The 23241-nt window shown below is 72.5% G+C and carries 24 protein-coding genes; 2 read left to right on the top strand and 22 right to left on the bottom strand.

Annotation, left to right across the window (positions count from 1 at the left end):
* Positions 1–33: 33 nt before the first annotated feature.
* Genes ACJ5H2_RS09535 through ACJ5H2_RS09515 form a run of 5 tightly spaced genes read right to left on the bottom strand, consistent with a single transcriptional unit; the run spans position 34 to position 4706 of the window.
* A complete protein-coding gene (locus ACJ5H2_RS09535; protein ID WP_408899328.1) occupies positions 34–1206 on the bottom strand; it encodes a lipid-transfer protein in 1173 nt (390 codons plus the stop codon).
* Positions 1203–1610 carry a MaoC family dehydratase gene (locus ACJ5H2_RS09530; RefSeq protein ID WP_408899327.1) on the bottom strand — a complete coding sequence of 136 codons (408 nt, stop codon included), beginning with the start codon at positions 1608–1610 and terminating at the stop codon, positions 1203–1205. Before ACJ5H2_RS09530 ends, ACJ5H2_RS09535 begins: the two co-directional genes overlap by 4 nt.
* On the bottom strand, positions 1607–1996 hold the full coding sequence (locus ACJ5H2_RS09525) for a Zn-ribbon domain-containing OB-fold protein (RefSeq protein ID WP_408899326.1): 390 nt from the start codon (positions 1994–1996) through the stop codon (positions 1607–1609). Before ACJ5H2_RS09525 ends, ACJ5H2_RS09530 begins: the two co-directional genes overlap by 4 nt.
* Positions 1993–2538 (bottom strand): MaoC family dehydratase N-terminal domain-containing protein, encoded by a 546-nt coding sequence (locus tag ACJ5H2_RS09520; protein ID WP_408899325.1) that lies wholly within the window; start codon positions 2536–2538, stop codon positions 1993–1995. Before ACJ5H2_RS09520 ends, ACJ5H2_RS09525 begins: the two co-directional genes overlap by 4 nt.
* Positions 2535–4706, bottom strand: a complete 2172-nt coding sequence (locus ACJ5H2_RS09515) for an acyl-CoA dehydrogenase (protein WP_408899324.1) — start codon at positions 4704–4706, stop codon at positions 2535–2537. The genes ACJ5H2_RS09520 and ACJ5H2_RS09515 overlap by 4 nt, the downstream gene beginning before the upstream one ends.
* A gap of 33 nt (positions 4707–4739) precedes the next feature.
* Between ACJ5H2_RS09515 and ACJ5H2_RS09510 the strand changes: the two genes are divergently transcribed.
* Positions 4740–5663, top strand: coding sequence for an alpha/beta fold hydrolase (locus ACJ5H2_RS09510; RefSeq protein WP_408899323.1), 924 nt, complete (start codon positions 4740–4742; stop codon positions 5661–5663).
* On the opposite strand, the gene ACJ5H2_RS09505 is transcribed toward ACJ5H2_RS09510, so the two are convergent.
* Positions 5617–7068 (bottom strand): WS/DGAT/MGAT family O-acyltransferase, encoded by a 1452-nt coding sequence (locus ACJ5H2_RS09505; protein ID WP_408899322.1) that lies wholly within the window; start codon positions 7066–7068, stop codon positions 5617–5619. The genes ACJ5H2_RS09510 and ACJ5H2_RS09505 overlap by 47 nt on opposite strands.
* A 94-nt stretch (positions 7069–7162) precedes the next feature.
* Between ACJ5H2_RS09505 and ACJ5H2_RS09500 the strand changes: the two genes are divergently transcribed.
* Complete coding sequence (locus tag ACJ5H2_RS09500) at positions 7163–8434, top strand: alpha/beta hydrolase fold domain-containing protein (RefSeq protein ID WP_408899321.1); 1272 nt, start codon at positions 7163–7165, stop codon at positions 8432–8434.
* Here the strand turns inward: ACJ5H2_RS09500 and ACJ5H2_RS09495 are convergent.
* From ACJ5H2_RS09495 to ACJ5H2_RS09420, 16 genes are all read right to left on the bottom strand, one after another.
* Entirely contained in the window at positions 8424–10745 is a 2322-nt protein-coding gene (locus tag ACJ5H2_RS09495) for a RelA/SpoT family protein (RefSeq protein WP_408899320.1), read from the bottom strand. The two genes, ACJ5H2_RS09500 and ACJ5H2_RS09495, sit on opposite strands and share 11 nt — an antisense overlap.
* 64 nt (positions 10746–10809) lie before the next feature.
* Positions 10810–11367 carry an adenine phosphoribosyltransferase gene (locus tag ACJ5H2_RS09490; protein ID WP_408899319.1) on the bottom strand — a complete coding sequence of 186 codons (558 nt, stop codon included), beginning with the start codon at positions 11365–11367 and terminating at the stop codon, positions 10810–10812.
* 4 nt (positions 11368–11371) lie between these two features.
* Positions 11372–12643 (bottom strand): protein translocase subunit SecF, encoded by a 1272-nt coding sequence (secF, locus tag ACJ5H2_RS09485; protein ID WP_408899318.1) that lies wholly within the window; start codon positions 12641–12643, stop codon positions 11372–11374.
* Positions 12643–14430: a protein translocase subunit SecD gene (secD, locus tag ACJ5H2_RS09480; protein WP_408899317.1), complete on the bottom strand. Its 1788-nt coding sequence runs from the start codon at positions 14428–14430 to the stop codon at positions 12643–12645. The genes secF and secD overlap by 1 nt, the downstream gene beginning before the upstream one ends.
* 3 nt (positions 14431–14433) lie before the next feature.
* Positions 14434–14766: a preprotein translocase subunit YajC gene (yajC, locus tag ACJ5H2_RS09475; RefSeq protein ID WP_408899316.1), complete on the bottom strand. Its 333-nt coding sequence runs from the start codon at positions 14764–14766 to the stop codon at positions 14434–14436.
* A gap of 132 nt (positions 14767–14898) precedes the next feature.
* Positions 14899–15978 (bottom strand): Holliday junction branch migration DNA helicase RuvB, encoded by a 1080-nt coding sequence (gene ruvB, locus ACJ5H2_RS09470; RefSeq protein ID WP_408899315.1) that lies wholly within the window; start codon positions 15976–15978, stop codon positions 14899–14901.
* A 22-nt stretch (positions 15979–16000) separates the two neighbouring features.
* The gene (ruvA, locus tag ACJ5H2_RS09465; protein ID WP_408899314.1) at positions 16001–16597 is read right to left on the bottom strand and encodes a Holliday junction branch migration protein RuvA; all 597 of its coding nucleotides are present in this window, start codon (positions 16595–16597) and stop codon (positions 16001–16003) included.
* Positions 16594–17118: a crossover junction endodeoxyribonuclease RuvC gene (ruvC, locus tag ACJ5H2_RS09460; RefSeq protein ID WP_408899313.1), complete on the bottom strand. Its 525-nt coding sequence runs from the start codon at positions 17116–17118 to the stop codon at positions 16594–16596. The genes ruvA and ruvC overlap by 4 nt, the downstream gene beginning before the upstream one ends.
* Before the next feature lie 105 nt (positions 17119–17223).
* A complete protein-coding gene (locus ACJ5H2_RS09455; RefSeq protein ID WP_408899312.1) occupies positions 17224–17991 on the bottom strand; it encodes a YebC/PmpR family DNA-binding transcriptional regulator in 768 nt (255 codons plus the stop codon).
* 15 nt (positions 17992–18006) lie between these two features.
* Positions 18007–18879: an acyltransferase family protein gene (locus ACJ5H2_RS09450; RefSeq protein ID WP_408899311.1), complete on the bottom strand. Its 873-nt coding sequence runs from the start codon at positions 18877–18879 to the stop codon at positions 18007–18009.
* A gap of 73 nt (positions 18880–18952) precedes the next feature.
* Positions 18953–19534, bottom strand: a complete 582-nt coding sequence (gene pdxT / locus ACJ5H2_RS09445; RefSeq protein ID WP_408899310.1) for a pyridoxal 5'-phosphate synthase glutaminase subunit PdxT — start codon at positions 19532–19534, stop codon at positions 18953–18955.
* Between the two features lie 32 nt (positions 19535–19566).
* Positions 19567–20535 (bottom strand): signal peptidase I, encoded by a 969-nt coding sequence (locus ACJ5H2_RS09440; protein WP_408899309.1) that lies wholly within the window; start codon positions 20533–20535, stop codon positions 19567–19569.
* Entirely contained in the window at positions 20535–21137 is a 603-nt protein-coding gene (locus ACJ5H2_RS09435) for a hypothetical protein (RefSeq protein ID WP_408899308.1), read from the bottom strand. Before ACJ5H2_RS09435 ends, ACJ5H2_RS09440 begins: the two co-directional genes overlap by 1 nt.
* Entirely contained in the window at positions 21130–21780 is a 651-nt protein-coding gene (locus ACJ5H2_RS09430; RefSeq protein ID WP_408899307.1) for a hypothetical protein, read from the bottom strand. The genes ACJ5H2_RS09435 and ACJ5H2_RS09430 overlap by 8 nt, the downstream gene beginning before the upstream one ends.
* A gap of 66 nt (positions 21781–21846) precedes the next feature.
* Positions 21847–22548 (bottom strand): signal peptidase I, encoded by a 702-nt coding sequence (locus ACJ5H2_RS09425; protein WP_408899306.1) that lies wholly within the window; start codon positions 22546–22548, stop codon positions 21847–21849.
* Between the two features lie 23 nt (positions 22549–22571).
* Entirely contained in the window at positions 22572–23159 is a 588-nt protein-coding gene (locus ACJ5H2_RS09420; RefSeq protein ID WP_408899305.1) for an alternate-type signal peptide domain-containing protein, read from the bottom strand.
* Positions 23160–23241: the final 82 nt, after the last annotated feature.

Genomic DNA, 23241 nt, shown 5'->3' with positions numbered 1-23241 from the left:
GCGGAGAGCGTCGCTCCCTCTCCCGCGCCCCGCTCAGGCCGAGAGGACCAGACCGCTCGTCGGCACCCCGGTGCCGGCGGTGACGAGCACGTGGTGGGCGTCGGCGACCGGGTTGACCGAGCTGCCGCGGATCTGCCGCACCGCCTCGGCGATGCCGTTCATGCCGTGGATGTAGGCCTCGCCGAGCTGGCCGCCGTGGGTGTTGATCGGCAGGCGGCCGCCGATCTCGATGGCACCGTCCTTGACGAAGTCCTTGGCCTCACCGCGGCCGCAGAAGCCGAGCTCCTCCAGCTGCATGAGGACGTACGGCGTGAAGTGGTCGTAGAGGATCGCCATCGGCAGGTCGGCGGGGGTGAGCCCGGACTGCTTCCACAGCTCCCGCCCGACGACGCCGATCTCGGGGATGCCGATGTCGTCGCGGTAGTAGGACGTCATCACGAACTGGTCCCGGCCCGATCCCTGCGCGGCCGCGGCGACGTACGCCGGCCGCTGCGCCAGGTCGCGCGCCCGCTCGGCCGAGACCACCACGAGGGCGACGGCGCCGTCGGACTCCTGGCAGCAGTCGAGCAGGTGCAACGGGTCGGCGATCATCCGGGACGCCTGGTGGTCCGCCAGGGTGATCGGCTTGCCGTAGAAGAAGGCCGCCGGGTTGGTGGCGGCATGCCGCCGGTCCGCGACGGCGACCCGTCCGAAGTCCTCCGACGTCGCGCCGTACTCGTGCATGTAGCGACGGGCCTGCATCGCGACGGTCGCCGCGGGCGTCGACAGGCCGAGGGGGTAGGTCCACGCGTTGTCGAGGCCGTTGGTGTTGACCTGGGCCGCCGCCCAGGCGGAGACCTGCCCGAAGCGGTCGCCCGAACGCTCGTTGAAGCCGCGATAGGCGACCACGACGTCCGCGACACCGGTGGCGACCGCCATCGCGGCCTGCTGCACGGTCGCGCAGGCCGCGCCGCCGCCGTAGTTGATCCGGCTGAAGAAGCGCAGCTCGGGGATGCCGAGCTCCCGGGCCACCGCGATCTCCGACGAGGTGTCCATCGTGAACGTGACCAGGCCGTCGACGTCGGCGGGGGTCAGCCCGCAGTCGGCCAGCGCGCGGCGCACGGCCTCCACCGAGAGCTGCAGCTCGGAGCGGCCGGACTCCTTGGAGAACTCCGTGGCGCCGATGCCGGCGATCGCGGCCTTGCCGGACAGGGTGCGCTCGCTCATGCCGCGTCCTCCCCGGGAGCGGCGACGGTGACCGTGCCGACGACGTGGTCGCCGAGGGAGACCGCGCCGACCACCTCGATGGTGGCGACGCCGTCCGCGACCTCGGTGACCTCGCCGGAGAAGGTGAAGGTGTCGTAGGGGTACGCCGGCGCGCCGAGCCGGATCGCGATGCCCCGGATCTGCACGTCCGGGCCCGCCCAGTCGGTCACATAGCGCTCGCACAGCGCGGTCGAGGTGAGGATGTTGACGAAGATGTCCTTCGAGCCGGCCGCCTGGGCGATGTCGCGGTCGTGGTGGACGTCTTGGAAGTCGCGGGTCGCGATGGCCGTCGAGACCACCAGGGTCGGGGTGATCGGCAGCGACCACTCCGGCAGCCGTGCTCCGACCTGCAGCTGTGCGCTCATCGGTCCACCTTCGTCCAGATCGGGAGGGTCAGCTCGTCGTCGACCACGTTCCAGCCGACGGCCACCCGGTCGCCGATCTCGACCGGACCGGTCATCTCGGCCACCATGCGCACGCCCTCGTCGAGATCGACGAGCGCGATGACGAGGGGCAGCTGCTTGCCGGGAACCTGCGGGGCGTGATGGACCAGGTAGGAGAAGACCGTGCCCTCTCCCCGCGCCACGACGTGGCCGCGGTCGAACGCGCCGCAGTCCGGGCACGCCGGGCCGGGCGGATGGCGCAGGACCCCGCACTGGTTGCACTTCTGGATGCGCAGCTCGTGCTGCGCCGTCCCCTCGAAGAAGTAGGCGTTGTCCCGGTTCACGACCGGGCGCACCGGGCCGGTCACGACGCCCCCTTGGGGATGAACTTGAGGACGCGGAAGAGCATGCTCGCGACCTTCTCACTGGTGCCCTCACTGGTGCCGTCGCCATGCTCGACGTACCAGGTGTTGCGGGAGGTCACGAAGTAGCCGACACCCATGCCGGTCGCCTTCGGTCCGACGACGGAGTCCAGCGCCGTGGTCACCCGCAGCCGCTCCCCCACGCGGAGATAGCGCTCGTAGGACTGCTCGCAGTTGGTGCCGAGGACGGCGGTGAATCCGGCGTCGGTGAGCGCCCGCATCATGGCGTGCAGCGGGTCGTCCTCCGCCGGCCGGCCGCCGAGCCCGTACATGGTCCACACCTGGGCCATCGAGGGCGGCGCCTCGCCCTGCTGGAAGCGCGGGCTGTCGAGCCCCATGGCCTCGAGCCAGTTGTTGATCGTCGGCTGGTTGACCTCGTCGCGGGCGAACCGCTCGGCGGCCTCGCCCCAGCCCTTGATCCGCTCCGCCTCGGCCATCACCTTCTCGTGGACGGCGGGGTCGACCAGCTCGCGCGGCTCGGCGCTCATCGCGGCACCCGCGGCAGGCCGAGGCCGAACATCGCGATCAGCTCGCGCTGGACCTCCTGGACCCCGCCGCCGAAGGTCAGCACGAGGTTCCGCTTGGCCTGCGCGTCGAGATAGTCGAGCAGCTCCCGCGTGGCGGGCTCGCCCGGGTCGCCGTGCCGGTGGACCAGCGCGACGAGGTCGGCGAGCAGGTGCTGGACCTGGTCGGAGGCGAAGACCTTCGAGGAGGACGCGTCCGCGACCTCGATCTCGCCGGCGGCCGCGGCCCGGGCGACCTCCCAGTTGAGCAGCTCGTTGACCCGGAACACCGCGGTGGTCCGTCCGAGCACGTCCCGTACGTCGGGGGCGTCGCGGACGCCCGCCGCGTCGGCCCAGCGCACCACCCGGTCGCGCAGGCCCTCGATGCGACCGGCGGGGCCGAGCATGACCCGTTCGTGGTTGAGCTGGGTGGTGATCAGCCGCCAGCCCTGGTTCTCCTCCCCCACGAGCATGTCGGCGGGGACCTTGACGTCGTTGAAGTAGGTCGCGTTCACGTGGTGGGAGCCGTCGGCGGTGATGATCGGCGTCCAGCTGTAGCCGGGGTCCTTCGTGTCCACGATGAGGATCGAGATCCCCTTGTGCTTCGGGGCGTCCGGATCGGTGCGCACGGCGAGCCACAGGTAGTCGGCCTGGTGGCCGCCGGTCGTCCACATCTTCTGGCCGTTGACCAGGTAGTACGGGTCGCCGTCCCCCTCGACCAACCGCGCGGTGGTCCGCAGCGAGGCGAGGTCGGTGCCGGCGTCGGGCTCGCTGTAGCCGATCGCGAAGTGCACCTCACCCTTGAGGATGCGCTCCAGGAAGAGGTCCTTCTGCTTCTGCGTGCCGTAGCGGATCAGCGTCGGGCCCACGGTCTGCAGGGTGACCGAGGGCAGGTGCACGTCGGCGTACTGCGCCTCGTTGGCGAAGATCGTCTGCTCGATCTCGCCGAGTCCGTGCCCGCCGTACTCCTTCGGCCAGCCGACGCCCATCCAGCCGTCGGCGCCGAGCCGCCGGATCAGCCGCTCGTAGGTCGGCCCGTGCCGGTCCCACGCGCCCTCGACGGGATCGGGATCGTGGAGACCCTCGAACTCGGCGGCGACGCCGCCGAAGTACTCCCGCAGCCGGGCCTTGAGCGCGCGCTGCTCGTCGCTCAGCTCGAGGTTCTTGGTGGTCGGGCTCTCCACCGGGACCTCGGCGGCGGTCGTGTCGAGCGCATGCGCGAGGTCGGTCCCCCAGCTGGTCAGGGCGACGAGCGGGTAGGTGATGTCGACGCCCATCCCGCCGTGGAGGTGGTGGCAGGTGCGCAGTGCCGTGGGCGCGACCTGGCTGGCCCAGTAGCCGGCGACGGCGAGGTCGTCGCCCGCCTCCCGCCCAGCCGCGACCCGCTCCATGGCGTTGTCCGCCGCCAGGTCCAGGGTGCGCGAGGCGACGTAGACGTCGGCCATCTGCAGCGACACGGCCTGGAACTCGGCGAGCGCGCGGCCGAACTGCCGGCGGCCCTTGACGTACTCCGCGGTCAGATCGCGCGCTCCGGCGAGGACACCGGCGGCGAGGGTCGCCAGTCCGGCGCGCGCGAGGTCGCGCAGCCGAGCGGCCGCACCCTCGCCGAGGCGCTCGGCCGGCGCGCCGTCGAGCACCACGGTGTGCTGCGGCGAGGCGCTCGAGGCGCTGGCCGGCAGCAGGGTGACGCCCGGACCGGCGGGGTCGACCAGCACCACGACCTCGCGCTCGTCCTCGCTGGCGACGACGAGCAGGCGGTCGGCCTCCTGCGCGATGGTCACCGCCGGCTTGCGGCCGCTGACCGCACCGTCGGCGTACGTCGCGCGGCCGCGCAGGGCGGGCGTCACGACGAGCTCGCCGGCGGCGATGGCGGGGAGCAGCTCCTTGCGCTGGGTGTCGGTGCCGTGCTCGGCCAGGGTCAGTGCGCCGCAGCACAGCGTCTCCCACGCCGGCACCTGGACGCCCGCGTGCCCGCACGCGCGCAGCAGCACGGCGATCTCACGCAGGCCGAGGCCGTCGCCGCCGTGCTCCTCGGGCACGGGCAGGGCGGTGAGCCCGGCAGCGGCCCAGGCCGACCACGCCCGGGCCTCGGCCTCGCGCTCGAGCACCTCGCCGACGACGGCACGGACTGCGTTGATCGCCTCAGCATCCACGGAGAAACTGTAACGTGTTCTAGTGTGGTCCGCATGGGGGCCGTCTCACTGATCGAGGTCGCGCGCCGTCGCGTCCACCTGCCGCCGACGACGATCCCCGCGGGCAGGATGGTCGAGCTGCCCGGTCGAGGTGGAGCGAGCTGGGTCACCGACACGCCGGGACCGCATCCCGATGCCCCCGCCATCGTGCTCCTGCACGCGCTGGGGACGACCGGACTGCTCACCTGGTTCCCCGCCATCGAGCCCCTCAGCCGCCGGTTCCGCGTGGTCACCCTCGACCAGCGCTGGCACGGGCGCGGGATCCCGAGCGAGCAGTTCAGCCTGGTCGACTGTGCCGACGACGTCGCCGCGCTCGCTGACGCGCTCGGGCTCCGCTCGGTGCTCGTCGGCGGCTACTCGATGGGCTCGATCATCGCCCAGCGGGTCTGGCGTCAGCACCCGGACCGGGTCGAGGGCCTGGTGCTCGCCGCCACGACGGACCGCTTCCAGCTCACCGCGGCCGAGCGTGGGTTCTTCCTCGGCATGGGGAGCTCGATGCTGGTCCTGCGCGGCGTCTCCCGCTCCCGGACCGCCGTACGCGCCGCGCGCGCCGCTGCCCGCGGCGTCGACCTCGCACCGTCGGACCTGCACGACTGGGCCCTGCGCGAGTTCCGCTCGACCAGCCCGTGGGCGGTCGGCCAGGCCGTCGCCGCCCTCGGTCGCCACCACTCCCGGCCCTGGCTCGGGCGCATCGACGTGCCGACCGCGGTCGTCGTGACGATGCGGGACCGGGTCATCCCGCCCCAGCGCCAGATCGCCCTCGCCCGGGCGATCCCGGGCGCGACCGTGCACGAGGTGGACGACGGGCATGCCGCCTGCGTGCTGGGCGCGGAGCGGTTCGTGCCCCGCTTCGTCGAGGCGGCCGCGACCGTCAACGCACGACGTCGGGACCTGCCGCGGCGTCGACCGCCGCGCTGAGGCGCTCCAGCTCCGCGGGGAAGTGCCGCACGAGCGCGTCGGTGTCGGGCATCGACTCGCGGCAGGCGATCACGCCCACGTGCATCTGACCGGCGTTCGACATCACCGTGACGTTGAGCCCGGCGCCGTGGAACACCGGGCCCAGCGGGCACAGGGCGTCGATCCGGGCGCCCATGAAGTACAGCGGGATCGGCGGTCCGGGGACGTTCGAGATGACCAGGTTGTGCACGACCGGGTGCCGCTCGGCGAGGCGCAGGTTGGCATAGGCGCGGACCGCGAGTCCGAACGTCCGCGGCGCCGCGAACTCCGCCCAGTCCTGGAGCGCGTCCGCGCTGATCGCGTTGTGATGCTCCTTCGCGTGCCGGTTGCGCTCGGCCAGCATGTGCAGGCGCTCCAGCGGGTCCGCGACGTCCGTGCCGAGCTTGGTGAACAGCGCCGAGACCTTGTTGGCTCCGCTCGAGCGGCGCGAGCTGTCGCGCACGCTCACCGGGACCGTCGCCAGCAGCGACGACTCCGGCAGCTCGTCGCGCTCGGCGAGATAGGCGCGCAGGGCGCCGCCGGCGACAGCGAGCACGACGTCGTTGACCGTCGTCCCGGTGGCCTTCTTGAGCCGACGGATCTCCTCGAGGTCCAGGTCCGCCATCGCGATGGAGCGGTGCGAGGTGATCGTGCCGTTGAACGAGGTGCGCGGCGCGGAGAAGGGTGCGGCCATCGCGGTGCCCCGCCGGGCGCGTCCGATGCTCTTGGTGATCAGCTGGGCCGAGGGCTTGAGCACCTTCACCACCGTCACCGGGCGCGTCGCCGTGCCGATCACGGCGCGCCCGAGCAGCTCGCCGCGACCGGGGTCGCGAGGGTGCGGCGCGTTCTCCGGCACGAGGGGCGGCGCGTCGGGCTCGAGGGAGCACAGGTGGGAGATCAGGTTCGAGCCGGAGACCCCGTCGACCGTCGCGTGGTGCATCTTGGCGAACACGACGACCTTCTCCCCGTCGGCGGCCTCCGCCCCGCCGGCACCGTCCGCGGGGGGCCGGTAGCCCTCGATCACCCACATCTCCCACAGCGGGCGGGACCGGTCCAGCGGGAGCGAGGCCAGGTGGGCGCACAGGTCCATCAGCTCGGCGTACCCGCCCGGGGTCGGCAGGGCCAGGCGGTGCACGTGGCGCTCGATGTCGAAGCTCCTGTCGCGCACCCACACCGGGTGGTCCAGGCCCAGCGGGACGCCGCGGACCTTGCGGGTGAACCCGGGGACGTCGCGCACCCGGGCCTCGATCTCGGCCTGCATCGCACCGAAGGAGTACGGCGTGCTCATGGTGGCGGGGTCGAGCACCATCACCGCGCACACGTGCATCAGCTGCGCCGGCGTCTCCAGGTAGAGGAAGCTCGCATCGAGTCCCGACAGCCGATCCATGGAAGTCCCCCCGGTGGTTGAGGTGCGAGCGAAGCGAGCCTCGCAACGTAGAACCTGTATCAGTTTCCCACAACGAGCCGGATATCCTCGGGTCATGGGATTCGTACGCCGCCAGCTCGTCACGGCGGCGCTGACCGCCAACGCCATCCGTCCCCTGCCCGGCTTCCGCGCCGGGATCCCGGCGTTCTTCGCCGGCTGGGTCACCGGCGAGCTGGCCCCGCACGTCCTCGGGCTGACCGTGGCCGACGCGGCCGCGCACGCCACGGGCCGGCGACGTGATGCCCGCGGGCTCGCCCTGGCCGCGCTCACCAGCGCGGGCCTGCTCCACCTGATCCGCCAGAGCAGGCAGGCGGTCACCCACGCGGAGGAGGCGCTGGTCGAGGGCCTCGGCGTCGACTACGTCGAGCAGCTCGACGCGAAGCCGACCCCCGCGGACCTGGCCACGCCGTGGCGGCGGCTGGCCAACCCCTTCGCCTTCGGCCGGGCAGCGCGCCGGGCCGGCGTCGAGGTGCACCGCGACATCCCCTTCGCGCCGTACGGCCGCCGCGGGATGCTCGACATCTACACCTCGGAGGTGACCCCGGCGTCCGGGGCGCCGGTGCTGCTGCAGGTGCACGGAGGCGGCTGGACGATCGGCACCAAGGACCAGCAGGGACTGCCGCTGATGCAGCACCTGGCCGCCAAGGGCTGGGTCTGCGTGGCGATCAACTACCGGCTCGCCCCGCGCGACCCGTGGCCCGCGCAGATCGTAGACGTCAAGGCCGCGATCGCCTGGGTCAAGGAGAACATCGCCGCCTGGGGCGGCGACCCCGGCTACCTCGCGATCACCGGAGGCTCCGCCGGCGGCCACCTCGCGGCCCTCGCCGCGGTGACGCCCAACGCCCCCGAGTTCCAGCCGGGCTTCGAGTCGGCCGACACCAGCGTGCAGGCGGCCGTGCCCTACTACGGCGTGTACGACTGGGCCGGGGCGACCGGGCTGCGCTCGGCGGAGCTGATGCGGGACAAGTTCCTCGCGCCGCGGGTGGTGCGCCGGCGCTTCGCGGACGCGCCGCGGCTCTTCGAGGAGGCGTCACCGCTGCTGCGGGTCACCCCGGACGACCCGGACTTCTTCGTGATCCACGGCGCGCAGGACACCCTGGTCGACCCCGGCCAGGCCCGCGCCTTCGTGGAGGCCCTGCGCGCGACGTCGAAGCGGACCGTCGTGTACGCCGAGCTCCCCGGCGCGCAGCACGCCTTCGACATCTTCCCCTCGATCCGCTCCCAGCACCTGGTGCGGGCGACCGACCGCTTCCTCACCTGGCACTGGAACGTCTGGCGGCGTGAGCGGTCGGACGGCCTCCAGGGCGGCGGGTCGCTCAGCTCGTGACGCGGTAGGCGTCGAACACGCCCGGCACGGTGCGCACGGCGCTCAGCACGGTGTCCAGGTGCTTGGCGTCGGCCATCTCGAAGGTGAACCGGGACTTGGCGACCCGGTCGCGGGAGGTGGTCAGGTTGGCCGACAGGATGTTCACGTGGGCGTCGGAGAGCACCATCGTGATGTCCGAGAGCAGCCGGGAGCGGTCGAGCGCCTCGACCTGGATGTTGACCAGGAAGGTGGACTGTCCGGTGGGCGCCCACTCGACGTCGACGAGCTTCTCGGGCTGGGCGAGCAGGCTGGCGGCGTTGGTGCAGTCCTTGCGGTGCACCGAGACTCCCCCGCCCTTGGTGACGAAGCCGAGGATCGTGTCCGGCGGCACCGGGGTGCAGCACTTCGCGAGCTTGACCCATACGTCGGGTGAGCCGGTGACGATGACGCCGGCGTCGCCGCCGGTGGCACGGCGGGGCCGGCCGCGGCGGCCGGTGATGGTGACCGCCTCGGCGAGGTCCTCCTGGGCCCCCTCGTCGCCGCCGTGCAGCTCGATCACCTTGCGGACGACGGTCTGCGCGCCGAGGTTCCCCTCGCCGACGGCGGCGTAGAGCGCGGTGACGTCGGCGAGCCGGAACGCGGACGCGGCCAGCGTCAGCGAGTCGTGGGAGAGCAGGCGCTTGAGCGGCAGGCCCTCCTTGCGCATCAGCTTGGCGATCTCGTCCTTGCCGCGCTCGATCGCCTCCTCGCGCCGCTCCTTGGTGAACCACTGGCGGATCTTGGAGCGGGCGCGCTGTGACTTCACGAAGTTCAGCCAGTCGCGCGAGGGCCCGGCCCCCTCGGCCTTGGAGGTGAAGACCTCGACGACGTCGCCGTTCTCCAAGGTCGACTCCAGGGGCACCAGCCGGCCGTTGACCCGCGCGCCGATGGTGCGGTTGCCGACCTCGGTGTGCACGGCGTAGGCGAAGTCGACGGGGGTCGAGCCCGACGGCAGCGCGATCACGTCGCCGCGGGGGGTGAAGACATAGGTCTCGGTCTGGTTGATCTCGAAGCGCAGCGACTCGAGGAACTCGCCCGGGTCCTCGACCTCGCTCTGCCAGTCGAGCAGCTGGCGCACCCAGCTCATGTCGTCGAGATCGCCGCGCTTCTCGGTGTCGTTGCCCGCGCGGCCGTCCTCCTTGTACTTCCAGTGCGCCGCGACACCGTACTCCGCGCGGCGGTGCTGGGCGAAGGTCCGGATCTGCATCTCGACCGGCTTGCCCTGAGGGCCGATCACGGTGGTGTGCAGCGACTGGTACATGTTGAACTTCGGCATCGCGACGTAGTCCTTGAACCGGCCCAGGACCGGGTTCCACCGCGAGTGGAGGACGCCGAGGACGCCGTAGCAGTCGCGGTCCTCCTCGACGAGGATGCGGATGCCGACCAGGTCGTAGATGTCGGAGAAGTCGCGGCCGCCGACGATCATCTTCTGGTAGATCGAGTAGTAGTGCTTGGGCCGGCCGGTGACCGTCGCCTTGATCTTGGCCTCGCGCAGGTCCTTCTCGACCTGCGAGATCACCTCGGCCAGGAACGAGTCGCGGGAGGGCGCGCGCTCGGCGACGAGGCGGACGATCTCGTCGTAGATCTTGGGGTGCAGGGTCGCGAACGCCAGGTCCTCGAGCTCCCACTTGATCGTGTTCATGCCGAGGCGGTGGGCCAGGGGGGCGTAGATGTCGAGCGTCTCGCGGGCCTTGCGCTCCTGGGTGGACTGCTTGACGAAGCGCAGCGTGCGCATGTTGTGCAGGCGGTCGGCGAGCTTGATGACCAGTACCCGGATGTCGCGCGACATCGCGACGATCATCTTGCGGATCGTCTCGGCGTTGGCCGAATCGCCGTAGACGACCTTGTCGAGCTTCGTGACGCCGTCGACGAGCCGAGCCACCTCGTCGCCGAAGTCGCGTCGGCACTCCTCCAGCGTGTACGGCGTGTCCTCGACCGTGTCGTGCAGCAGGGCCGCCACCAGGGTCGGCTCGGTCATGCCGATGCCCGCGAGGATCGTCGTCACCGCGAGCGGGTGGGTGATGTACGGGTCGCCGCTCTTGCGCTTCTGGTCGGCGTGCAGCCGCTCGGCGGTGAGATAGGCGCGCTCGAGCAGCTGGAGATCGGCCTTCGGGTGGTTGGCCCGCACCGCGCGGAACAAGGGCTCGAGGACCGGGTTGGACACCTGTCCCCTGCTGCCCATCCGGGCCAGCCGGGCACGCACGCCGCGACCGCCACCCGCGTCGCTCGGGACCGGGGCGGGCGCGGACGCAGCCCGCGGGGATACGCGGGGGGTCGTGCTCTCCTCGGTCATTGCGCCAGTCTAGGGCGCCCGCCAGGGCGGGGGCGAAGCGCCGTCGGCCACGGGCGAGGCAGGGTCAGACCGTCGCGAGGGTGCGGACGGGCACCTCGCCCAGCGGCGCACGCCCGTCGAGGAAGCCCAGCTCCATCAGGGCCGTGAAGGCGGCCGGCTCGGCGCCGCAGCGGCGGACGAGCTCGCAGGTCGCGCCCGCGGTGCCGCCGGTGGCGAGCACGTCGTCGACCAGGAGCACCCGGTCCCCCGGTGCGACGGCGTCCTGGTGCAGCTCGAGCACCGCCTCGCCGTACTCGAGCGCGTAGTCGACGCGGTGGGTGGCATGCGGGAGCTTGCCCGCCTTGCGGACCGGCGCGAAGCCGACGCCGAGCGCGAGCGCCACCGGCGCGGCGAGGATGAACCCGCGCGCCTCCATCCCGACGACCTTGTCGACGACGACCTCGCCCCGCTCGTCCCGACCGGCCTCGGCGAGGGCCGCGACGACCGCCGCGAAGCCCGCCGCATCGGCGAGCAGGGGCGTGATGTCCTTGAAGACGATCCCGGGCTCGGGGAAGTCCGGGATGTCGCGGACCAGCCGGGCCAAGGCGTCGACCGCGCTCGCGCGGACGTCGCGACCGCTCACGCCGCTACTTCTTGCCGCGCTTGGAGCGCGCCTGCCGGACCGGCTGGGCGCGTCCGGAGCTCCCCCGGTCGGCGACCGGGCGGCTGCTGGTCGGGACGACCCGCCCCTTCCCGGCGGCGCTGGTGTCGGGCGCGGTGCGGCGCGCGGCCGGCCGGTCCTCCACCTCGATCTCGAGCTCGTCCTCGAGCAGCTCGTCCGGCACCGCGTCGGGGTCGCCGACGCGGCGAGCGCCGGCTGCCGGGGTGTCCTCGGTGAATGCCGGCACGCTCGCGTAGCGGTCGGCGAGCGCCCGCTGCTTGGCCTTCGCCCGCCGCGCCTGCGCCTGCACGTCGCCCTCGCGCATCTTCAGGTGCACGAGGATGCGCGGGGCGAGCATCACCGACGAGTACACGCCGACCGCCATGCCGACGAACTGGGCCAGGGCCAGGTCCTGGAGCGAGCTCGCACCGAGCTGGACCGCGGTCACGTAGAGGATGGCGCCGAGCGGGATCAGGGCGACGATCGCGGTGTTGATGGAGCGCACCAGCGTCTGGTTGACCGCGAGGTTGGCCGCGTCGGCGTACGACTGGGTGCTCTTGCGCAGGACGGTGGTGTTCTCCTTGACCTTGTCGAAGACGACGACCGTGTCGTAGAGCGAGAACCCGAGGATCGCCAGGAGGCCGGTCACCGCGGCCGGGGTCACCTGGAAGCCGGAGAGCGCGTAGACGCCGACCGTGAGTGCGATGTCGTGGAACAGCGCGAGCAGGGCGGCCACCGACATCCGCCACTCGCGGAAGTAGGCCCAGATGAAGAGCACGACCGCGATCAGGAAGATCCCGATGCCGATGAGCGCGCGCTTGGCGATCTCCGCACCCCAGCTCGGTCCGATGTCCTGGATCGAGATGTCGCCGTCCTGCACGTCGGGGTAGACCTCGTGGACGAGCTCGGTCATCTCCTCGCGCTGCTGCGCGGACAGGTTCTCGACCTGCACGGTGAGCGAGCTCGAGCCCTCGGTGGTGACGATCGGGTTCTCCGCGTTCTCGATCCCGGCGTCCGCCACCTCCTCGCGCATGCGGTCGGCAGCGTCCTGCGTCGCGTTGCCGTCGCCGACGGGGATCGACAGCGTGGTGCCGCCGGTGAACTCGACGCCCATGTTGAGCGGCTTGACGAACAGCACGCTCACCGCCAGCGCGACGAGCAGGAGCGAGGCGCCGTACCACAGCCAGGGACGGCCGACGAAGTCGATCGACCTGCGGCCCTGGTAGAGCTCGTTGCCGAGCCGGGACATCTTGCCCATCAGGCGTCACCTCCTGCGACGGCGGTACGACGGCTCGGCGTGACGTCCATGCCCAGCGTCTCCTTGCTGAGACCGGACAGCTTGTGCCCGGAGTTGAAGAGCCGGAACTGCGCGAGCCAGGACACCATCGGCTTGGTGAACCAGAACAGCACCGCGAGGTCGATCAGCGTCGTCAGGCCGAGCGCGAAGCCGAAGCCCTTCACGGCGCCGGTGGCGAACACGTACAGGATCAGCGCGGAGAGCAGCTGGACCGTGTTGGCGGCGACCCGGGTCACCCGGGCCCGGGCCCAGCCGGTCTCCACCGCGACCCGCATCGACTTGCCCTCTCGCATCTCGTCGCGGATGCGCTCGAAGAAGATGATGAACGAGTCCGCGGTGACGCCGACCGCGATGATGAGGCCGGCGATGCCCGGCAGGGTCAGCGTGAAGCCGGCGGTCTCGCTCAGCAGCAGCACCATCGCGTAGGTGATCACGGCCGCCACGAACAGCGAGCTCACCACCACCAGGCCGAGGCCGCGGTAGTAGACGAGGCAGTAGAGCATGACCAGCGCGAGGCCGATCGCGCCCGCCGTGAGCCCGGCGGAGAGCTGGTTGCCGGCCAGCGACGGGCCGATCTCCTCGACGGAGGTCTGCTGGTCGTTGAACTTGATCGGCAGGGCACCGAACTTGAGGCTGTTGGCGAGGTCCAGCGCCTCCTGCTCGGTGAAGTCACCCTCGATCTGCGAGCGCCCGTCGGTGATCACGCTGTTGAGCACCGGGTCGGTGAGGACCTGGGCGTCGAGCACGACGGCGAACTGCTCCTCGGTGCCCGCGAAGGCTCGGGTGACGGCCTCGAAGTCGGAGGCGGCACCGGCGGAGCCCTTCGGGTGCGCGCGGTCCTTGTCGTTGCCCATCTCGATCGCGACGACCCAGCCCACGCCGTTCTGCGGGGTCTGCGCGCTGGCGTCGTCCAGCTCGGTGCCCTCGACGACCGACCGGCTGAGCAGGGACTTGATGACCCCGCGGTCCTTGTCGGGCAGCGAGCAGGCCACCAGGGGCTTGTCGGGGTCGTCCGGCAGGTCGGCCGGCTTGCCCTCGGCGTCGACGAGGATGCCCTTCTCGTCGCAGGTGTAGGAGTTGAAGGCGGTGATCGACTCCTGGTCGGGGCTGCGCGACCAGGCGATGTCGTCGGCGACGGTCCACTTCGCGCCGTCGCCGGCAGGGTCCTCCGCGGTCGGGGCCGCGGGCGACTCGCCCTCGGCAGGCGCGTCGGTGGCCCCGTCGGTCGGGGTCGCCCCGTCGGTGGCGCCGTCGGTGGCCCCGTCGGTGGCGCCGTCGGTCGGGTCGTCCTCGGCCAGGGTCAGAGGCGCGCGGCCCAGCCCGCCGGTCGCGGCGCTGGTGTCACAGGCGGCCGGGCGGACGTCGGAGCAGGCCACCAGCCGGAAGCGGAGCTGCGCCTGGCGCTTGACCGTCTCCTCGAGCTGGTCGCGGTCCTTGGTCTTGCCCGGCACCTCGACCACGATGTTGCGGCCGCCCTGCGTGGTGACCGCGGCCTCGGCGACACCGGAGCCGTTCACACGCTGGTCGATGATCCGCCGCGCCTCGTCGAGGTTCTCCTTGCTGGGCTCCTGCTCGGCGGTCAGCGTGATCCGCGTGCCGCCCTGCAGGTCGAGCCCCAGCGCGGGACGCCACGGCTTCTCGGGCTCCTCGACGCCGGCCTGGGAGAGCGCGGTGAGGCCGTAGAGAACGGCGAGGCCGAGGAAGAAGACGATCAGGTTGCGCCCGGGGCGCGGACGGCGGGCCGCCATGGCTCAGCGCTCCTCTTCGTCGTGCGGACGGTCGTCGGCGGCCGCGTCCGGGCCGCCGTCGCCGAGAGGGGCCTCCGCCTCGCGGCGTACCGAGGCGACGGCGCCGCGGACCACGCGCACGGCCACACCGGGGGCGACCTCGAGCTCGAGGTACTCCTCGGTGACGCCGGTGATGGTCCCGAAGATGCCGGAGGTCAGCATCACGTCGTCACCCACCGAGAGCCTCGCCTGGAGCTCGGCAGCCTGCTTGCGCTGGCGCGACGCGGGACGGATGATCAGCAGCCAGAAGATGGCCGCGATCGCCACGATCGGCAGCAGGGACACAACGTCGTTCACGGACCAACCTTCTCCACGGGGGCAAGGACGGACGCCGGAGGACGAGGACGTCCCCGGGACCGACTGCGAAGTGTAGCCACGGAACCTTGCACCGCACGGATCGACGGCGGATTCGGCCGCGACGCCGCCGGCTCAGTCCTCGAAGAGGGTCGGCCCGGTCTCGTCGTACGGCAGGACGGGTGGCGTGAGCCCCAGGTGCGTCCACGCCGCGGGGGTCGCGATCCGCCCGCGCGGGGTGCGGGCGAGGAAGCCGTTGCGCACCAGGAACGGCTCGGCGACCTCCTCCACCGTCTCCCGCTCCTCGCCGACGGCCACGGCCAGCGTCGACACGCCCACCGGACCGCCGCCGAAGCGGCGGCACAGGGCGTCGAGGACCGCCCGGTCGAGGCGGTCGAGGCCGAGCTCGTCCACCTCGTACAGGTCGAGGGCGGCCTGGGCGACCGAGCGCGTGACCACCCCGTCGGCGCGGACCTGCGCGTAGTCGCGGACCCGGCGCAGCAGCCGGTTGGCGATGCGCGGGGTGCCCCGCGACCGTCCCGCGATCTCGGAGGAGCCGTCGGCGGCGAGGTCGACGCCGAGCAGGTCGGCGGAGCGGCGCACGATCCGGTCGAGCTCGTGCGGCTCGTAGAACTCCAGGTGGGCGGTGAACCCGAAGCGGTCGCGCAGCGGCCCGGGCAGCAGTCCGGCCCGGGTGGTCGCCCCGACGAGGGTGAACGGCGGCAGCTCGAGCGGGATCGCCGTCGCGCCCGGCCCCTTGCCGATCACGACGTCGACGCGGAAGTCCTCCATCGCGAGGTAGAGCATCTCCTCGGCCGGTCGCGACATCCGGTGGATCTCGTCGACGAAGAGCACCTCACCCTCGTTGAGGCCGGAGAGGATCGCGGCGAGGTCGCCGGCGTGGGTGATCGCGGGCCCGCTGGTGATCCGCAGCGGCGCGCTCATCTCGTGGGAGATGATCATCGCGAGCGTGGTCTTGCCCAGCCCGGGCGGCCCGGAGAGCAGCACGTGGTCGGGGGCCCTCCCCCGCTGGCGCGCGGCCTCGAGGACCAGCCCGAGCTGGTCGCGCACCCGGGACTGTCCGACGACCTCGTCGAGGGTGCGCGGGCGCAGGGCCGCCTCGACGGCGCGCTCGTCGCCCTCGGCCTCGGCGGCCGTGAGCGAGCGGAGGTGACCCTCCTCCGCGGCCTCGAGCTCGTCTTCGTGGAAGGGCATCCCTCAGCCTCTCATCCGCCGCTCACGCCTTCGACAGCGAGCGCAGGGCCGCCCGCAGCAGCTCGCGTACGTCGGGGGCGGCGCCCGCCTCGGCGGCGACCGCGTCGACGGCCTTGTCGGCGTCCTTGGCGTTGTAGCCGAGGCCGACGAGTCCCTGGTGGACCTGCTCACGCCAGGCGCCGGTGGCGGTCACGGCGCCGGCGGGCGCGGAGCCGGTCGGCACGCCGATGCGGTCCTTGAGCTCGAGGATGATCCGCTGGGCGCCCTTCTGCCCGATGCCCGGGACCTTCGTGAGGGTGCGGACGTCGTCGGAGGCGATGGCCGTGCGGACACCGTCGGGCGAGAGCACCGCGACGATCGCCTGGGCGAGCTTGGGCCCGACCCCGGAGGCGGTCTGGACCAGCTCGAAGATCGCCTTCTCGTCCTCGTCGGCGAAGCCGTAGAGAGTCAGCGAGTCCTCGCGCACGATCATGCTCGTCGGCAGGGTCGCGGTCGCGCCGGTGCGCAGCTGGGCGAGGGTGCCGGGCGTGCACATCAGCTCGAGCCCGACGCCGCCGACCTCGACGACGGCACTGGAGAGGGTGAGCGCGGCGACCTGGCCGCGGACGAAGGCGATCAACGCGCCCTCCTTCCTGCCGCGGCGAGCGCGGCGTCGATGCGGGCCTGGGACCCGCCCCGCCAGATGTGGGTGATGGCCAGGGCGAGGGCGTCGGCGGCGTCGGCGGGCTTCGGCATCGCGTCGAGCCGCAGGATCCGGGTCACCATCGCCCCGACCTGCGCCTTGTCGGCGCGCCCGTTGCCCGACACCGCCGCCTTGACCTCGCTGGGCGTGTGCAGCGCGACCGGCAGCCCGCGGCGCGCGGCGCAGACCATCGCGATCCCGGCGGCCTGGGCGGTGCCCATGATCGTGCTGACGTCGGAGCGGGCGAAGATCCGCTCGATCGCGACCGCGTCCGGCCGGTACTCGTCGAGGCGGGCGTCGATGCCCTTCTCGATGGTGACCAGCCGCTCGGGCACGGCGAGCTGGGAGGAGGTGCGCACGACGCTCACGTCGACGAGCGCCAAGGGACGCCCGACGGAGCCCTCGACCACGCCGAGCCCGCAGCGGGTCAGCCCCGGGTCGATCCCGAGCACGCGCACGCCATCACCTTCTGTCCGAACAGATGTTCGGACAGAACGTTAGTGGTCGATTTCAGAAAACCGCGGCGACACGCGCAAGGCGCCTTACGCACCCGACCACGCGTCTCACTCCTCGATCTGGTCCAGGACCTCGTCGGGGATGTCGGCGTTGGAGAAGACGTTCTGCACGTCGTCGAGGTCGTCGACCGCGTCGACCAGCTTGAGCACCTTGCCCGCGGCGGCCGGGTCGGCGACCGGGATGTCCATCGTGGCGACGAACTGGACCTCCGCGGACTCGTAGTCGATGCCCGCCTCCTGCAGGGCGGTGCGGACGGCGACGACGTCGGTGGCCTCGGACTGGACCTCGAAGGCCTCGCCCAGGTCGTTGACGTCCTCCGCGCCGGCGTCGAGGGTCGCCTCGAGGAGGTCGTCCTCGGAGACCTCGCGGTCCTCCTGCGCCTTGGCGACCACGACGACGCCCTTGCGGTGGAAGAGCCGGGACACTGAGCCCGGGTCGGCCATGGTGCCGCCGTTGCGGGTGACCGCGGTGCGGACCTCCATCGCGGCCCGGTTGCGGTTGTCGGTGAGGCACTCGACGAGGAGGGCGACACCCTGGGGTCCGTAGACCTCGTACATGATCGTCTCGTAGTCGACGCCGCCACCCTCGAGCCCGCCGCCGCGCTTCACCGCGGAGTCGATGTTCTTGTTGGGGACCGACTGCTTCTTGGCCTTCTGGATGGCGTCGAAGAGCGTGGGATTGCCGGCCGGGTCGGGGCCACCCATCTTCGCGGCGATCTCGATGTTCTTGATCAGCTTGGCGAAGAGCTTGCCGCGCTTGGCGTCGATCGCGGCCTTCTTGTGCTTGGTGGTCGCCCACTTGGAGTGGCCAGACATCAGTCCCTCTGTCTCTCAGTGTCGTCTCGGGGCAGGCACCGGCACCGCCTCGGGCGCCGCCACACCGCTCGGCTTGGTGACGGCGGTGGATTCTACCGGTGGCCAGACGAAGAGCACGTCGGCCCAGCGATGGCGCCGCAGCCGCACGAGCAGCGCCCCCGTCGCCAGCGGTACGACGACGGCGACCGGCACCGCGAGGCGGGGGTCGTGCACGCCCGCCAGGTGGGCCAGCCGCACGGCGTACACCATGACGACGAGGTGGCAGGCGTAGAACACGACCGACTGCCGCCCGATCGCCGCCAGTACGCCCCACGGCAGGCGGTCGGCGGCGGTCGCGACGGCCGTCGGGACGAGGGGCCCGAGGGACCGTGCGGCGACGTCGCCCAGCAGGAACCACCCCGCCAGGACGGCGAACCGCTGCAGGTCGGGCGAGGCGATCGTCGTGCCGAGCAGCACCAGCGCCGGCCCGGCGACCGTGCGCAGCCACGCCGGCAGCGGGGTCGCGAGCACGTGGTAGCAGAAGAGGAACGCGAGGAACCACAGATAGCTCTCGGGGTGGTAGAGCAGCCGACGCGCGAGTTCGGGCGGCGGCGGCCGGCCCGCGGCGACCGCGTCCACGGCCAGGTGGGTGACGTCGAGCGCTGACCAGAGCAGATAGGGCCACAGCAGCGCGCGCACCTTGCCCGCGAGGTGGCGGCGGGCGCCCTTCGCGAGCGAGCGGGCGAGCAGCAGTCCGGAGAGGGCCATCAGCAGCGGGATCCGGTACGGCTCCAGCGACCGGTTGAGCGCGGCCAGGCCGGGCAGCGGCCCGGCGGTCAGCTCGGCGTGCAGCAGCACCACCGCGACGACGGTGAGGCCGCGCAGCCCGTCCATCCACTGGTGCCGCACCCGCCGACGATGGCGTGCCGCGGCGACCGCCGCGCGACCGCGACGGAAACGACGGCTGAACGCCCGATCCGGCCTACCCTGCGACGAGGTCGAGGAAGACCCGGTGCACCCGGCCGTCGCCCTCCACCTCCGGGTGGAAGGAGGTCGCCATCAGATGTCCCTGGCGGACGGCGACCGGGTGACCCTGCGCCTCGGCGAGCACCTCGACGTCCGGGCCGGTCTGCTCGACCCACGGCGCGCGGATGAACACCGCGTGCACGGGCTCGGCGAGGCCGGCGAAGGGCAGGTCGGCCTCGAAGGAGTCCACCTGGCGGCCGAAGGCGTTGCGCCGCACGGTCACGTCGAGACCGCCGATCGTCTCCTGGTCGGCCGTCCCGCCCTCGATCCGGTCGGCGAGCAGGATCATGCCGGCGCAGGTGCCGAAGGCCGGCATGCCGGCGCGCACCCGCGCCCGCAGCGGCTCGAGCAGCTCGAAGGTCCGGGCCAGCTTGGCCATGGTCGTCGACTCCCCGCCGGGCAGCACCAGGCCGTCGCACCGCTCGAGCTCGGCCGGCCGGCGTACCGCGAAGGCGTCGGCACCGAGGGCGGTCAGGGTCTGCAGATGTTCGCGGACGTCACCTTGCAGGGCGAAGACGCCGACGGCGGGGGCGGGCACGCCCGAAGGCTATCGAGGCCCCTACCTGGCCCCTACTTGGCGCCGCAGTACATCCACCAGTTCGGCCCGTTGGGCCGCGGACCCGAGTGCAGCGGCGTCGTCGTCGCCGGCCCGACGTTGGAGTGGTTGCTCGCGAGCCGGGTCTGCACGACGGCCGTGTAGTTGTCGTTCTGGCCGCCGCCCGAGACGATGCCGAAGGTCAGGTGGATGACGGTCGGCGGGCTCGCCGGCGCGATCGTGCCCGACGCGATCGGCGCGGCGACACCGTTGCGGTACAGCTCCCAGTAGTACTCGTACTGCAGGCCGAGGGCCGGCCACGCGAGGTCCGCCTGCTGGCGCGGGTTGGTCTCGCTGGAGGTGCAGGTGGGCTGCTGGTGGCTGACGGCGGCGGGCGTCGACGCCGCGACGGTCGCGCTCGCGCTGTCGGTCCAGTACGCCGACGTGAACGCCCACGGCGCCACGCCGCTCGCGCCGAGGCCGACGCCGAGGGCCACCGTGGACGCCAGACCGACGGGCACGAGCCGGTGGCCGCGGCCGAAGCCGACCAGCAGGACCCCGGCGACGAGGAGGACGGTCACGGTCAGCCCCGCCGGGCTGGCGGCCGCGTTGAGCGCGTAGCCGGCGTAGGGAACGCCCGCCACGACCCGGTCCGCGGTGGTGACGCGGTACGCCTGCGCGTCGGCGACGTCGTTGGCGTCGCCCCGCAGCGAGAGGACGGCGGCATCGCCCTCCGTGGCGACGCCGACGACCCGGTGGGTGACCCGGTCCCCCCGCGCGTCGACGACGCTGACGACGTCGCCCACCGCGAGCTCGGATGCCGGGACCTCGCGGGCGATGCCGAGCGCACCCGCGTCGTACGCGGGGCTCATCGAGCCCGACGAGAAGACCAGCGGCGTGACGTTCAGCGCCCAGCCCGCCAGGAGCGAGAGCAGGCACAGCGACCCGAGCACTCCCCCGGTCCACAGGAGCACCTCGCGCGCGATCCGCACCGTACCGGCCATCACGAGGGCTCCTGCTTCGCGGGGAAGGTGAAGGTCACGGTGGAGATGGCGCTCGGCGCGATGTTCGATCCCGACGGCAGGGTGACCTGGATGCAGACGTCGTGCGACTGGGTGGGCGCGAGGTGGAGGTCCACGGCCTGGTCGAAGCCCGGGAGCGTGGCCCCGCTCGCGCCGACGAGGACGCCGCCGGTGCACGTGCCGGAGGAGACGGTGCCACCGCGCCGCACGGTGACCTTCAGCGCGGCGCCGAGGCTGCCGGTCGCGGCGGCCTGGACCCGGTAGGACAGGGGGGCGTCGCCGCGGCTGTTGTTGCGCACGGTCATCACCGCGGCCCTGCTGCCGCCGTCGGGCAGGTTGGCCAGGCTCAGGTCGGACCAGCCGGCGATCGTCTCGGGACGCTGCCGGACGTTGGCCTCGAGGTCGATGTGAAGGGCGCCAGCGGTCAGGGCGGTGCCGGTGACCTCCTCGCCGTCGGTCCAGTACGCCGAGGTCGCGACGGCTCCGGTGCCGATGAGGAGGCCCGCGGAGAGCAGGGCCCGGGTGCGTCCGCGGCCGAACCACCGGCCGCGCGGCGCACGATGACGGGACGTCGTCCTAGCCATGGTGCACCTCCTGGCGGGGCCGGGCTCGGCGTGGACGGGCGAGCGCGATCCCGGCGCCGACCAGCCCGGCCGCGAGCCAGAGCAGCCCCGTCCCGAACGCGCTTCCCGTGTCGGGCAGGGCGCCCGCCCCCGCGTCGCCATCGTCGTCCTCCACACCGGCGATGTCACCGGCCTCGGCCATGCTCACCCGGACCACGAAGGGCGCGATCTCGTCCATGTGGGCGGTGGTCTCCGGGCGGAAGGTCCCGCGCACGGTGATCGTGGTGGCCGCGTCCGTGGGGAGGTCGAGGACGGGGGGCTGGACCCGCGTCGTACCGCCCAGGACCTCGACCCAGGGGCCCGCGCCGAGCCGGGCCTCGAGCAGGAAGTCGGGCGAGGCCAGCAGCGCCTGGGTGTCCGTGGCCAGCACGTCCACGCTGAGCTCGCCCGCCGACGGTCCCTCGTTGCGGACCCAGAAGGTGCGCTCCTCCACGTCCCCGGGGATCCACCGGAAGGCGGGGTCGAACAGCGGGGTCGTCAGCTCGGGGGCCCAGGCGACCCCGTCGCGGCTCAGCCCGATCTCGTCCTCCGCGTGGGCCGGCGCGGCCGCGGCGCCGACAGCCATCAGGGCTGCGGCCACGAGCGAGGCGATGCGGCGGATCATGTGGGCTTCCTCAGGTGGGTCGTGTTGGTTGGTGGTGGGAGGCGGGTGGTCGTGTGTGGTGGTGGCTCAGCGCCGGAGCCGGCGCCAGGTCAGGAGCAGCAGCGTGGAGAGGACCACGAGTCCGGCCACCAGCGCGATCCGCCGGCCCGGTCCCGCCGCCGCCCGCTCCAGGGCGTCCGGCTCCGCTGTGTTCAGTTCTGTCCCTCGTGTGCTGTCGGTCGCGGCCTCCGGTCCGGGGGTGGCCCCGCGGCCGCGGCGCCGGTCCCGGATCGCCCCGACGAACATGAAGGCCGCGTAGCCGACCAGTGCGGTCGAGACCACCGCGACGGCCGCCGTGCGCTGCTCGCCGTCGATCACGCTGTTCACATGGCCGAGGAGCGGAACCGAGTACCAGAGCCGACCGCGGACCTGGACCGGCCGGACCACCTCCTCGTCGGCGGTGTCGTTCGCGTCGCCCTGGGTGGTGAAGACCGGCGTCCCGTCGAGACGGGTGCCGATCGACACCACCCGGTGGGTCACCACCGTCGACCTGCCCGACGCGAGCTGGTAGGTGATCACGTCACCCACCCGGATCTCGTCGGCGTCGACGGGCCGGACCACCACGAGCGTCCCGGGCGGGAGCCCCGGTTGCATCGACCCGGTCAGGACCGTGAAGGGTGTCCCCCCGGCCAGCCGCGGTACGACGACCGCGGCGGCCAGGACGAGCACCGCTCCGATGATCACCAGCCAGGCGAGGATGCTCCCGATCCCGCCGAGAACCCTGCGCACGCCGGTCAGCGCGCCGTCACCGATCAGGGAGTGTGGTCCTGGGTGATGGTCACGGTCAGGGCGGCGAGGGTCGCGGCGACGGAGCCGTCGGGGACGACGTTGGTGTCGTTGTCGAGCCCGTCCACGCCACCCTCGTCCTCGGCGCTCATGTACGGCCAGTCGACCGTGATCGTCGCGGTGATCGTGTCGTTGTCGGCGACCGCGACCGGGGTCTGCCCGTCGCCGGGCGCGCCGCCGTTGACGGCGTACGCACCGGTCACGTCGATCTCGTCGAGGAGCGCCGCGGTGCCCGTGACGTTGCCGCCCTCGGTGATCGCCTCGGTGGCGAAGGTCGCGGAGAGGTGGTTGCCCGCCGCGTCGACGGTGTACTCGCACTCGCGGGTCAGGCTGTCGCCCGGCACGAGGCGGTCCGCGACCGGGTCGAAGGCGGTCGCCTCGCCGTCGAGGAGCCAGTCCCCGCACTCGACGAGGTCCAGCTTGAGGTGCCCGGCGGTGATGCCCGTGCCGGCGATGTCCTCGCTGTCGTTCCAGTACGCCAGGGTGCCCGCACCACCCATGAGCAGGACGGTCGCGGTTCCCGCCGCGAGCGCGCCCTTCGTCGTCTTCTTCATCTGTGCTCCAGTCCCCCATGCCCTGTTGTCCCCAGGTCAGGTCGGTCGTGGTCGCGGCGCAGGGAGCGCCCCGCGATCCACA

The sequence above is a fragment of the Nocardioides pymetrozini genome, assembly GCF_046058985.1.
GTDB lineage: Bacteria > Actinomycetota > Actinomycetes > Propionibacteriales > Nocardioidaceae > Nocardioides.
Note: the sequence above shows the minus strand (reverse complement) of the source record. Positions and strands in the feature narration are given on the sequence as shown.

Coding starts and splice junctions, on each gene's coding strand:
- ACJ5H2_RS09535 (WP_408899328.1), bottom strand. CDS start 1,206: ATGAGCGAGCGCACCCTGTCCGGCAAGGCCGCGATCGCCGGCATCGGC.
- ACJ5H2_RS09530 (WP_408899327.1), bottom strand. CDS start 1,610: ATGAGCGCACAGCTGCAGGTCGGAGCACGGCTGCCGGAGTGGTCGCTG.
- ACJ5H2_RS09520 (WP_408899325.1), bottom strand. CDS start 2,538: ATGAGCGCCGAGCCGCGCGAGCTGGTCGACCCCGCCGTCCACGAGAAG.
- ACJ5H2_RS09510 (WP_408899323.1), top strand. CDS start 4,740: ATGGGGGCCGTCTCACTGATCGAGGTCGCGCGCCGTCGCGTCCACCTG.
- ACJ5H2_RS09505 (WP_408899322.1), bottom strand. CDS start 7,068: ATGGATCGGCTGTCGGGACTCGATGCGAGCTTCCTCTACCTGGAGACG.
- ACJ5H2_RS09500 (WP_408899321.1), top strand. CDS start 7,163: ATGGGATTCGTACGCCGCCAGCTCGTCACGGCGGCGCTGACCGCCAAC.
- ACJ5H2_RS09495 (WP_408899320.1), bottom strand. CDS start 10,745: ATGACCGAGGAGAGCACGACCCCCCGCGTATCCCCGCGGGCTGCGTCC.
- secF (WP_408899318.1), bottom strand. CDS start 12,643: ATGGGCAAGATGTCCCGGCTCGGCAACGAGCTCTACCAGGGCCGCAGG.
- secD (WP_408899317.1), bottom strand. CDS start 14,430: ATGGCGGCCCGCCGTCCGCGCCCCGGGCGCAACCTGATCGTCTTCTTC.
- ruvB (WP_408899315.1), bottom strand. CDS start 15,978: ATGCCCTTCCACGAAGACGAGCTCGAGGCCGCGGAGGAGGGTCACCTC.
- ACJ5H2_RS09455 (WP_408899312.1), bottom strand. CDS start 17,991: ATGTCTGGCCACTCCAAGTGGGCGACCACCAAGCACAAGAAGGCCGCG.
- ACJ5H2_RS09440 (WP_408899309.1), bottom strand. CDS start 20,535: ATGGCCGGTACGGTGCGGATCGCGCGCGAGGTGCTCCTGTGGACCGGG.
- ACJ5H2_RS09435 (WP_408899308.1), bottom strand. CDS start 21,137: ATGGCTAGGACGACGTCCCGTCATCGTGCGCCGCGCGGCCGGTGGTTC.
- ACJ5H2_RS09430 (WP_408899307.1), bottom strand. CDS start 21,780: ATGATCCGCCGCATCGCCTCGCTCGTGGCCGCAGCCCTGATGGCTGTC.
- ACJ5H2_RS09420 (WP_408899305.1), bottom strand. CDS start 23,159: ATGAAGAAGACGACGAAGGGCGCGCTCGCGGCGGGAACCGCGACCGTC.